We start from the raw sequence: 1,321 nt of genomic DNA, 5'->3' as shown, positions 1-1,321 counted from the left end.
GTTCTCAGGCTGACCAATCTTTTTTCGACCTCCTGTGCGCTGATGGCGCCCGGCGCACGCGATCCGTCGGCAAAGATGACTGTCGGCGTTCCGGTAATGTTGTACTTCTGGCCGAATTCCCGGTTGCGCTTGAGCGAATTCACATCGCAGTCGGCTTGAGGCGGGGTCGTGCTGCGCGTCATCCAGTCTGACCATGTCTTGGCTTTGTCGGCGGCGCACCAGATGTTGCGGGACTTGATGGTCGAATCCTGGCCCAGCACAGGGTAGAGAAAAACGTAGACCGTGACATTGCTAACGTTGGCCATCTCTAGTTCAAAGCGTTTGCAGTAGCCACAGTTGGGATCTTCGAATATGGCCAGCTTGCGCGCGCCGTCCCCGCGAACGATCTTGAAGGCATCTTCCAAAGGCAGCTTGTCAAAATCAACGACGCTCAGTTTCTCGACCCGCTCCTCCGTCAGGTTCCTGCGGGTCTGCGTGTCCAGCAGGCTGCCGCGCAGGAGGTAGCGGCCTTGCTCGTCGGTATAGAAAATATCAAAACCGACCCGCACTTCATAGAGACCACGGATGGGTGTCCTGCTGACCTCATCGATTTTTGTTGAGGCCGGCATTTTTTCAGCAAGGTTTTTGCGAATGACCGCTTCCTGCGCAAATGCCGAAGCAAGGAAGAGCGCCCCAAAACCGAGTAGAGCAACTCTTTTCAAAATATGCATGTGGAACCTGATTCGTTGCTTGCGTTTTGTTGCAATGAGTTTAGCGTGCAAGACCTTATCTGGATGGCGTTTCTCCTCCTGCAAATAGGGGTTGTGTCGTTTTCCGAGCACGTGTCTTGTCTTTGACTTAGCTGTGATCACTTAAGTTGTCATTTTTCAGGCGAGCATTTAAAGAGATGAACACCATTTGCTAGTGCGCATTTTTTTATCTGTTGTCTTTAAGTGAACGACTCATTTATTTCGTTTATTGAGTATGCGGATCAAGTGGGGTTGGCATTACATTCGCTCTGAATGTAAGCGGCCTCGAGCCGAAAAAAAATGGGAGTGAGGGATGGGATTGCCATACAGCTGGTTTGCGTTTGCGCGTTTGCGCGACGCCCGTATAGCGCATCCGCTGTTGTTGGCGGCAGGTACGACAAGGCCTCATTGGACGTTGTCGCGGGTTCCGAGGCTCGGCATTTATCTGTTTGCCGTCTTGGCACCAGCTTCCGAAAGTCCTAAAACATCTAGAAGGTGGATTGAGACTGCGCTTTTTTCCTTACTGTTTTTCTTTACAACCTGCGCGCACGCCGTTTTTTGCCAAGAGCCTCCCCCGGAAGGAACAAGTGCTC

General features: G+C 52.1%; 1 protein-coding gene. It reads right to left on the bottom strand.

Translation table 11 applies throughout. The features are described from left to right. The coding region (locus AC1D1P_RS23550) for a DsbC family protein (RefSeq protein ID WP_477674672.1) at positions 1-710 on the bottom strand (710 nt) is incomplete at its 3' end. Positions 711-1,321: the final 611 nt, after the last annotated feature.

The organism is Polaromonas sp. P1_E1_2, from assembly GCF_056406035.1.
The sequence above is the reverse complement of the archived record's forward strand: the minus strand, read 5'-3'. Positions and strand labels throughout refer to the sequence as shown.